At 49.6% G+C, this 10,414-nt stretch carries 7 protein-coding genes and 1 pseudogene; 6 read left to right on the top strand and 2 right to left on the bottom strand.

From position 1 onward, the window contains the following. Positions 1-201: 201 nt before the first annotated feature. Positions 202-566 (bottom strand): annotated as a pseudogene (locus tag ACH10T_RS10395) (IS3 family transposase); the annotation flags it as partial. 499 nt (positions 567-1,065) lie between these two features. Then, on the bottom strand, positions 1,066-1,236 hold the full coding sequence (locus ACH10T_RS10390) for a hypothetical protein (RefSeq protein ID WP_394809207.1): 171 nt from the start codon (positions 1,234-1,236) through the stop codon (positions 1,066-1,068). Here ACH10T_RS10390 and ACH10T_RS10385 point away from each other — a divergent pair. The 6 genes from ACH10T_RS10385 to ACH10T_RS10360 form a co-directional block, all read left to right on the top strand. Next, positions 1,235-3,193, top strand: a complete 1,959-nt coding sequence (locus tag ACH10T_RS10385; protein ID WP_394809206.1) for a DNA topoisomerase IV subunit B — start codon at positions 1,235-1,237, stop codon at positions 3,191-3,193. The two genes, ACH10T_RS10390 and ACH10T_RS10385, sit on opposite strands and share 2 nt — an antisense overlap. Positions 3,194-3,199: 6 nt before the next feature. Beyond that, positions 3,200-5,587, top strand: coding sequence for a DNA topoisomerase IV subunit A (gene parC / locus ACH10T_RS10380; protein WP_394809205.1), 2,388 nt, complete (start codon positions 3,200-3,202; stop codon positions 5,585-5,587). Between the two features lie 550 nt (positions 5,588-6,137). Further along, positions 6,138-6,482: a DUF4347 domain-containing protein gene (locus ACH10T_RS10375; RefSeq protein WP_394809204.1), complete on the top strand. Its 345-nt coding sequence runs from the start codon at positions 6,138-6,140 to the stop codon at positions 6,480-6,482. Positions 6,483-6,486: 4 nt separating this feature from the next. After that, positions 6,487-7,065, top strand: a complete 579-nt coding sequence (locus tag ACH10T_RS10370; protein ID WP_394809203.1) for a DUF4347 domain-containing protein — start codon at positions 6,487-6,489, stop codon at positions 7,063-7,065. Between the two features lie 54 nt (positions 7,066-7,119). Then, a complete protein-coding gene (locus ACH10T_RS10365; protein WP_394809202.1) occupies positions 7,120-9,780 on the top strand; it encodes a putative Ig domain-containing protein in 2,661 nt (886 codons plus the stop codon). Positions 9,781-9,799: 19 nt separating this feature from the next. Then, on the top strand, positions 9,800-10,414 hold a 615-nt coding region (locus ACH10T_RS10360; RefSeq protein WP_394809201.1), incomplete at its 3' end, for a calcium-binding protein.

The raw sequence follows: 10,414 nt of genomic DNA, 5'->3' as shown, positions 1-10,414 counted from the left end.
TCAAGATTGGCGCATTACCAATCCCACTTACCGGACAGGACACTCACGGTGCAAGACAAAGCTCCTATTAGGTCACAAGTATTGGGCCCAGTAACGCTCGGGGAATGCCTGGACTAGATCGACAGGTCAATGCAAAGGCACTTCGCCAATCCCAGCACGGGTCAAATCAAGTCAGGCATTCCATGACATATTAAACTGAGTGTCCCAGCAATTGCCCTTCCGGCTCATGCTTTGCTGGATGCCCTGCTGCTTTAGTAATTGCCGGTGACTTCCCGAGGCGTATTGGCTACCTCGTCGGTATGCCATAACAAGCCTTTGTCGGGTTTACGTTTCCAAATAGCCATCTGGAGCGCATCGTTGACTAACTGGGTTTTCATATGTGCGGCCATTGACCAACCCACGACCTGACGGGAAAACAAGTCGATCACGACCGCCAGGTACAACCAGCCTTCCAGGGTATGAATATAAGTGATATCGCCCACATACACCTGATTTATCTGATCAATGGAGAACTGACGATCCAGATAATTAGGCGCAATCGGCAGTTCATGTCTTATTTGACAGGTGCGGTGGGTCGGTTGCCTGTCGGATTAGATGCTAATTTTGAGTGTTCTTGTGTGGAACTGGGAAGAGAAAATAAATCTTATCGCATAAATCTGATTTTTATCTTTTTGAATATTATATCCAGCACTGAATCTTTTCCGGATCACCAAAAATACGAGCATTAGTTGACTTACTTCCTTCCTCATAGATAAATTTAATGTAATGTCTTACCTCTCAGTAGTTCTTCGAGAAAAGCTTAATCGAGCCATTTTGCCATCTGTTTAAACAAAGAATAATGCGACAATTTACAAAGCTCTTTTTCTCTATTGTGCATAAGATTACACTATATTTGTAAATTATTGATTAATATAGTATCTCTGCAGGGATTCGAGTGCCTATCAAAGAACGAAAGGAATATGATCTGAATTTGCTTTTGAGTATTGACAATTCAATTTATGGAAGATCCTGAGGGATAGCAGTTCAAATTGGATCTATCAGTGCAGCTCAATTTTACATTCGAAGTCAATTTGCTGTATAAATCGATGGTTTGTCCGTCCATTCAATCAGATTTAACTCGACCACAAACCCGGCTAAAACATAGCGTGCTCTCAGTCCTTCCGTTGGTGCACCGAGTTGGTGAATTGGAGAGGAGAGTACCGAAATGGAATCCGCGTAAACCAACTTAATAATCATGACAAAACAAACTTACGATGAATCCTCGATTCGGGTCTTACGCAAGCTGGAACCTATCCAGTTGCGGCCGGGCATGTACACCCGTACGTCGGATCCGACTCACATGGTGGTTGAGGCCATCGATAATGCTGTCGACGAGGCGATGGCGGGGCATGCCAAGTCTATTGAAGTGACGCTTTATCGCGATGGCTCAGTCGCGGTGGCGGATGATGGGCGCGGTATTCCAGTCGGTCTGCATCCGGAAGAGAATATTCCAACTATACAGGTTGTGTTCCAGGTGATTCATTCCGGCGGCAAGTTTGCCAAAGGCGAAGCGGACAGTAGTTACAAATTCACCGGCGGTCTGCACGGCGTGGGCGTTTCAGTGACGAATGCGCTTTCCACCCGCCTGGAAGTGGAAGTCAAACGCGAAGGCAAGCAACACCGCATCGTTTTTGCCGACGGCGAAGTCATCGAGCCATTAACGGTGACCGGCACTTGCGGCGTGCGTAACACCGGCACGGCATTGCGCATCTGGCCGAATGCAAAGTATTTTGATTCCCCAACGCTGCATCGCGGAGAGCTGGAGCACTTGTTGCGTGCCAAGGCGATGCTACTGCCGGGCGTTAAAGTGTTACTCAATATTGAAACTGCCACTGATTTTGATGTCAAAGAATGGCATTTTGAGGGTGGGATCGCGCAGTATCTCGATCAAATGATTGCTGAGGATGAACCGATTGCGCCGGCATTCTGCGGTGAAAAATATTTGGCTGCGAATGAGACCTTCTCGGATGGTGAAGGCGTGCAATGGGCAATGGCATGGGTTGTTGGTTCTGGCGGCGGTGAATCCTATGTCAATTTGATTCCGACATTGGGAGGCGGGACGCACGAAGCCGGTTTGCGGGATGCGGTGTTTAACAGTGTGCGTACTTTCGCAGAGCAACATGGGCTGATGCAGCGCAACGTAAAACTGGCGGCCGAGGATGTCTGGGCCAAGCTACGCTTTGTGTTGGCACTCAAAATGGTGGATCCGAGCTTTTCTGGCCAAACCAAAGAAAAATTATCTTCGCGCGAGGCGATTAAGCTGGTCGCGGCAGCTATGAAAGATACGCTGGATTTGTGGCTGAACGAGCATGTAGCGGAAGCGACGAAGATTGCCGAGCAGGCTATCAAGAATGCCATCGATCGCGGCAAAACCGCTAAAACAGTGGAACGCAGAAAAGGCTCCGGCGTGGCGGTGATGCCAGGCAAGCTCACTGATTCAGAACTGACCGGCCTCAACGCTGAGCTGTTTTTGGTGGAAGGTGATTCCGCCGGTGGATCGGCCAAGGCGGGGCGTGACAAAGAAACTCAGGCAGTGTTGCCGTTACGCGGCAAAGGGATGAACAGTTGGGAAGTCGATCAATCGCAGATTCTCGCTAACCAGGAAATCCACAATATTGCCGTATCGTTGGCAATTGATCCGCATAAACTGGATAGCAATGTGGACATGAGTGCCTTGCGTTATGGAAAAATCATCATCCTGTCCGATGCCGATGATGATGGCAGCCATATCCAGGCGCTATTGCTCACTTTATTTTTCCGGCATTTTCCCAAGATTATTCAACACGGGCACGTGTATATTGCCAAGCCCCCGTTGTTTCGGGTGGATGTTCCGGCACAGGGCAAAAACAAGCCGCCACGCAAGCTGTACGCTTTAGATCAGGTGGAGCTGAATATATTGGAAGCGCGCCTGCGCCAAGAAAGCATCAAGGAAGGCAGCTGGACCATTTCGCGTTTCAAGGGGCTGGGGGAAATGGATGCGGTTCAGCTTTGGGAAACCACCTTATGCCCGGACACGCGCCGGCTGGTGCGGATAGGCCTGGGTGATGTGGCACAGGCAGTGGGGACCTTTGATACCCTGATGGGTAAGTCACATGCCAGCGAGCGCAAGGAATTGATTACGATACATGGTAACGAAGTGGAAGCGGATATTTAACGAAAAATGAAAAATTTGGACCTATTTGACGCGCCGGATTCCTCCCTACCGGCGCAAATGACGCCACAGGAAACCAAACTGTCGCCGCCCGTACCGCCCGAGTCTTCTCCAGGCGGAAGTGATAACGACGACGGCAGCATCGATCTGGCGGAATACACGCATCAGGTGTATCTGCGCTACGCCATCAGTGTGGTCAAGGGGCGAGCGCTGCCCTCCGTATCCGATGGCGAAAAGCCGGTGCAGCGCCGCATTCTCTATGCGATGCATCGCCTGGGTCTGATTCAAGGATCAAAACCGGTCAAATCGGCGCGCGTGGTCGGTGATGTGATCGGCAAGTATCATCCGCATGGCGATTCGGCTTCCTATGAAGCGATGGTGCGCATGGCGCAGGATTTTGTATTGCGCTATCCCTTGGTCGATGGTCAGGGTAACTTTGGTTCGCGTGATGGCGATTCACCGGCAGCCATGCGGTATACCGAAGTCAGGCTGACTAAATATGCTGAATTGCTGCTGTCCGAAGTGGATGCGGGAACGGTGGATTTCCGTCCGAATTATGACGGTTCAGAACAAGAACCAGTGGATTTGCCCGCACGCCTCCCGATGCTTTTGTTGAATGGTGCATCCGGCATCGCGGTCGGCATGGCGACGGAATGCTTGCCGCACAACATGCGTGAAGTAGGCAATGCAGCGATTGCGCTGATGCACAATCCGTCGATCAGTGTTGATGACGTATTGCAGCACATCCAGGGACCGGATTTTCCAGGCGGTGGTCAACTGATTTCCAGTGCCAAGGATATACGTGAAGCTTATGCCACAGGCCGGGGCATTTTCCGTGTGCGCGCCCGCTGGACCCTAGAGCAACAAGCCCGCGGCCAGTGGCGCATGGTGGTGTATGAATTGCCGCCAGGTGTTTCCGTGAAAAAAGTATTGGAAGAAATTGGGGAATACGCCGATCCGCAGATAAAAACAGGCAAGAAAGAATTGACGGCCGAGCAGAAGCAGATGAAGCAACTGTTCCTTGACGCGCTGGAAACTGTGCGTGACGAATCCGGCAAAGATGCTTCCGTACGTATCGTTCTGGAACCGCGCTCCTCGCGCATGCCGCAAGAGCAATTCATCGCCCTGTTGCTCGCACATACCAGTCTGGAATCCACGATCCCTGCCAATATGGTCGCCATCGGTTTAGATGGCAGACCGAACCAGAAGAACATTCTGGAGTTACTGACCGAGTGGACGCAATTCCGTACCACCACGGTCACTCGCCGCAGCCGGACCAGGCTGGATCAGGTGCAAAAGCGCCTGCATATCCTGGAAGGCCGTATGGTGGTGCTGCTGAATATTGATGAAGTCATCAAAGTCATTCGTGAAGCGGATGACCCCAAAGCTGATTTGATGTCGCAATTTGGGATTACTGAAATTCAGGCAGACGACATTCTGGAAATTCGGTTGCGTCAGTTGGCCCGTCTCGAAGCCATTCGCATCGAAAAAGAAATGAACGAACTGAAAACTGAAGAAGAAGGTTTGAAGTTTGTGCTAAACAATGACGCGGCCATGCGCGACATGATCATTGGCGAGATTGAAGCGGACGTGAAGAAATATGGCGACGACCGCCGCACATTGATCGAAGCAGCGGAGCGTGTGGTGGCCAAGACGGTATCGGTGCCGGATGAACCCTGTACAGTCATTCTGTCTAAGAACGGCTGGATACGTCAACGCACAGGTCATGAAGTGGATATGGGCACACTGTCATTTAAGGATGGCGATCAGTTACTGGCGATTGCGCAAACACGCACAGCTTATCCGGTTGTGGTGCTGGACAGCGGGGGTCGAGCCTACAGTTTGTCCTCGACGGACATTCCTGGTGGCCGCAGCGACGGTGTGCCGTTGGCTTCCTTGTTGGACATCCCCCCCAAGGTGAAAGCGGCAGTGATGTGCGCCGCAGCGCCGGATACCCAATATCTGTTCAGCTCGTCCGGTGGATATGGTTTTATTGCTACGCTCAAAGACTTGGTGTCCCGCCAAAAAGCGGGTAAGGCTTTCATGACGCTGAGCAAAGCGGATATTTTGCTGCCACCGGCAAATGTTGCTAATGGCAATCTGATTGCTGCACTGGGCAGCAACGGCAAGTTGTTGTTATTTCCAATCAGCGAAATGAAGGAATTGTCGAGCGGGAAGGGCGTTATCATTCTTGGACTAAATGAAAGTGAGTCGTTGGTTGCCACGGCGGTGCTATCGGAAGGTTCGTCGCTTCAGGTTAAGGGAACGGGCGCGGGCAATAAATCATTGCAAAGGGTGCTAAATTGGGAAGAGCTACAACCGTTCGTGTTACACCGGGCTCGCAAGGGAATGCTGACGCCGGTTAAGTTCAAGCCGGAGAAGATTGAGGTGTTTTGAGCTGAATTTGATTTAGCAGGTTGTTGAAAAACGTATTCGAGGCAGCCGATGCAAGGCAAAAACAGGCGAAAAAGCGCAGTTTATGCTTAATCAATGAGCATTTTGAGCCTGTTTTTAACACCGCAGCGGCAACGCAGATAGTTTTTCAACGGCCTGCTAGTGGGCAACCGGACAAGAATTTCGGGTATCCTTTATTCCGTCGAAGTGCTGTATCAATATTGAATGGGCTTCTAGTACATCAGGAATAATCAATCCCTCACTGAGCCAGTTCACAATAAATCTGATCAAATTCGCTTAGATAAACGTGGGACCAGATCGCGATTGTTGCCAATGAACTAGCGATTTCCCGTGGTCTTACCACCGGGTTGTTTATTGTAAATTATCGATTTGACCTGCTTCTCACAGAAACCTGCTGACATAGCGCCATCTTCTTCGTTCTGACTACTGACGCTGACTATGATTTAGGATAAGCTCTCTCACTATTTTAGGTGCTGGCCGCTTCAGCGCCTAAAACCAATAAAAATCACTGTGCTAAGGGGGGCCGGTAGTCATGTCAAATCGCGTCGTTTTCATCAATTCCGATGTTTCAAATTATCAAACACTGATCTCACAACTACCCACTGATTCTGAAGTTGTTCTGCTAGATGCTGAGCAAGATGGCGTGATGCAAATCACTGCTGCTTTGCAAGGTAAAACGAATCTCGATGCCATTGATATTATCTCTCACGGCGCACCAGGAATTTTGACACTGGGTTCTGGCGTATTAAACAATAGCAACCTTGCTGATTACGCAGCACAGTTGACTGAAATTGGTACGCATTTGAGTGTCGATGGCGACATCTTGCTCTATGGCTGCGAGGTGGCGCAAGGTATAAAAAGGGCAAGCATTCATTGAAGAATTGGCCATACTGACAGGAGCTAATGTGGCGGCATCCACCAATCTGACCGGTGCGGCTGATTTTGGCGGAGACTGGGTATTGGAAGCACAAGCCGGTGTTGTTCAATCGCCAACGTTACAACTGTCTTACTCTGGTGTTTTGGCGATTATCACCGGCACTATCGGCGATGATGTACTCACTGGGAACGCTGAAAATGACACCCTGGTAGGTGATGCAGGTAATGATGCACTTGTAGGTGGCGCTGGTAATGACGAAGCATTCTTTTTCGGCAATCAGGCTGATTATGTGTTTTCGCTCGACACAAACGGCCAAGTCACGGTGCGTGACACTAATAGCGCTAATAGAGACGAAGGCACCGATACCCTATCCAATATTGAGAGTGCTCATTTTACTGATGGAGATATTACAATCCTCAGGACTGGCGAATTCCTTGTCAATGCCAATGGCGAATTCAAGATAACTCCCTCGGCGGCTGCATTAGCTGGCGGTGGTTTCGTGGTGACCTGGACGTCTTTTGGACAAGATGGGTCTGATTGGGGTATTTATGCTAAGCGCTGTGATGCCGGCGGCGCCATGTAAGGTACAGAATTTCGTGTCAATACCTATACAGTAGACCATCAATTTCAGCCTTCGGTGGCTGCATTAGCTGACGGTGGTTTCGTGGTGACCTGGATAGCTTCATCGGGTATTTATGCCCAGCGCTATGATGCCAGCAGCGCCATGCAAGGTACAGAATTCCGTGTTAATACCTATAATACAGCAGTCTATCAATTTCAGCCTTCGGTGGCTGCATTAGATGACGGTGGTTTTGTGGTGACCTGGCTAGCTTTATCGGGTATTTATGCCCAGCGCTATGATGCCAGCGGCGTTATGCAAGGTGCAGAATTCCTTGTCAATACCTATACAGTAGGCGGTCAATCGTTTCCTTCGGTGGCTGCATTAGCTGACGGTGGTTTCGTGGTGACCTGGATGTCTCGTGGACAAGCTGGTTGGGGTATTTATGCGCAGCGCTATGATTCTGACGGAAAACCCGTTAACGGTCTCACCTTAACAGGCAGCGCCAATGATGATCATATAATTGTTGATACAACACTGACTAAACCGGTTGAATTGCAAGGATTGGAGGGTAACGATGAACTGCGCGGCGGAAGCAGTGACGACACTCTGTTTGGCGGGATAGGAAATGATACATTGAATGGAGGTGCGGGCAATGATATTTTATATGGCGATACAGGGGTCGATACCGCGAGATATCTTACGACAGCGTATAGTGGCGTTGAAATTATTAAAGTCGATAAAGATGGGAGTCCGCTTCCAAACGGACAGGTGCGAATTGTCGATCAACTCACTGGGTTTGAAGATAATCTCATTGATATGGAATGGGCAACGTTTGCTGATGGCACAAACATTGCGCTGGTCTCTACGCTTGTTCTGGATTTTTCGAATCCAATACCTCGCGATTTCTATATCGCGAACGATTGGTTTGGGTTTGGTTCAAAACAATATGTCGCCAATCAGCCTGGTACTGAGCCACTGGGGAATTTCACGTCTCCTCAGAAGGCGGATATTGTCTCAGGCGTACAAGATGTTTTCGATCGAAGTGGCATCAAAATATTAGTAACGGACACGGCACCTACGCTTGGAGCATTTCATAGCGTTCGGTTTTCCCCTGCTTTCCCAGCTTTTGATCATGATGGAAATACTGCCACACGCGATGTGCGTCTTGTAGGGCAGGCTTATGAAGGTCTGGATCGATTCAATAACGATAGTAATGACATTACTGCGGTGTTCATGGATGGATCCGATGCCAATCCAGATGTTGCAGATATTGTTGAAACTATTGTGCACGAAGCGGCCCATTCTTTTGGTGCCAGACATATAAATCCCGTACCAGGTACGAGCAGCGAGGTTATGGATTATCAACCTAGCAGTTCTCCACAGTTTTGGAATCAAGTCACCGCCGTTGTAGAGCCGCCCAACGATGGTGAGCTTCCTACCGCAGTAACACACAACCCAACTTATCACCTACGCCGATATGTTGTAGGGGAAAGTGATGCGGATCTTCAAGGAGAAGGAATTTTACCTGGCTCTTGGGATACCGGACTCTTTACTCTATTCGGATACACACTCAGTTTTGCCTCACTTACAGCACCAATAAATCACCTGAGCATTGTGTTTCTTCCAGAATCCGGCTCTGCCGGAGCTGATGCAAATGATACTTTTGGCAGCTTGCAGATTCTCACAGGAACTGTCAAAGCAGGTGATATTATTAATTTCTCCGTACCAGAAGGTCAAAGATTCCAGATACTGGCGTCATCAACCAATCAGAATAACATTGATGTGGCCATTGAATTTGGAGGGGTGAGTGGGAATCCATTTGTCGTAGCAGCCGGTGAGCAAAGAGAGCTTACCGGTAACGTGCTCTTCCGACAATCTTCTAATAATACAGTACCGATACAAATCGGCTCGATCACGGCATCCATTACTCAGGAAACAGTCATCGATTCATCCAATATCAATATCGGTAATCATGCACCGACTCTTATCACAGCTCTGGTCGATCAAGCCGTACAAACCGGCACGCTGGGGGGGAGTTACAATGTCAGTGCAGCCTTTAGTGATGAAGATGCCGGAGACACTTTAAGTTACAGCGTCACGCTGGCCAATGGCAATCCTTTGCCTGCCTGGATATTGATGGACGCAACAACCGGCGTGCTGACAGGATCACCGGGTGTCAGTGATCGTGGGTCTTATGCGCTGATTGTAAAAGCGACTGATACGCACGGTTCCAGTGTCAGCGCCCCTCTAACCGTTGCAGCCACTGCATTTAACGCAGGTAAATTATTTGTTAGTACGGCCGGCAATGATGTGCTGGCTGGTACTGTGTCGAACGATACCGTGACCTATGCCTTCACCACCGCACCAGTTACAGTTTCCCTAGCTATCGCTACCCAGCAAAATACCGCTGGCGCAGGATTGGATACTCTGACTAATATCAATAATCTGATTGGCAGCAATTTCAACGATACTTTGACGGGCAACGGGCAGAATAACGCCTTGGATGGCGGAGCTGGTAACGATATCCTCAATGGCGCTGGCGGTGCCGATACCCTAATCGGCGGCTTGGGGAATGATACTTTTGTTGTGAACAATATTGGCGATGTCAGTACCGAATTCCTGAATGAGGGCACGGACAAAGTCAACAGCAACATCACGTATACACTACCAGCTCATGTGGAGAATCTGACCTTGACCGGCACATTGGTGATCAACGGTACCGGCCGATCTGAATAACGTCATCTTAGGCAATGGCGTGGCCAATCAGTTAAATGGACAGGCAGGCAACGATACCCTGAATGGCGGGGGCGGTGACGACATGCTCACTGGCTGGTCTGGCGTAGACACGATGATCGGCGGATTGGGTAACGACACTTATTTTGTTGAGAATGTGGGTGATGTGGTCACTGAGAATTTCAACGAAGGCACGGATACGGTCAGTAGCCGGCTGGCTTACATATTACCCGTCAATGTGGAAAATATGATACTGACAGGCACCACGGCGGTCAATGGCACAGGCAATGATCTGGATAACGTCATCACAGGAAACAGCGCGGCCAATCAGTTAAATGGGCAGGCAGGTAATGATACGCTCAACGGTGGGGGCGGTGATGACACCCTAACGGGGTGGTCTGGTGCCGATATCATGATCGGTGGATTGGGTAATGACACTTATTTTGTTGAGAATGTGGGTGATGTCGTCACTGAAAACCTCAACCAGGGCATTGATACGGTCAGTAGCCGATTGGCTTACCTATTACCCGCGAATGTGGAGAATCTGATACTGACAGGCATCGCGACGGTCAATGGCACGGGCAACGATCTGGCTAACAGTATCACAGGCAATACAGCGATCAATAGTCTCACTGGC

Origin of the sequence: Nitrosomonas sp. (genome assembly GCF_043753625.1) — a bacterium.
GTDB lineage: Bacteria > Pseudomonadota > Gammaproteobacteria > Burkholderiales > Nitrosomonadaceae > Nitrosomonas.
This window is presented reverse-complemented; position numbering and strand designations above follow the sequence as displayed.

Coding starts and splice junctions, on each gene's coding strand:
- ACH10T_RS10390 (WP_394809207.1), bottom strand. CDS start 1,236: ATGATTATTAAGTTGGTTTACGCGGATTCCATTTCGGTACTCTCCTCT.
- ACH10T_RS10385 (WP_394809206.1), top strand. CDS start 1,235: ATGACAAAACAAACTTACGATGAATCCTCGATTCGGGTCTTACGCAAG.
- parC (WP_394809205.1), top strand. CDS start 3,200: ATGAAAAATTTGGACCTATTTGACGCGCCGGATTCCTCCCTACCGGCG.
- ACH10T_RS10375 (WP_394809204.1), top strand. CDS start 6,138: ATGTCAAATCGCGTCGTTTTCATCAATTCCGATGTTTCAAATTATCAA.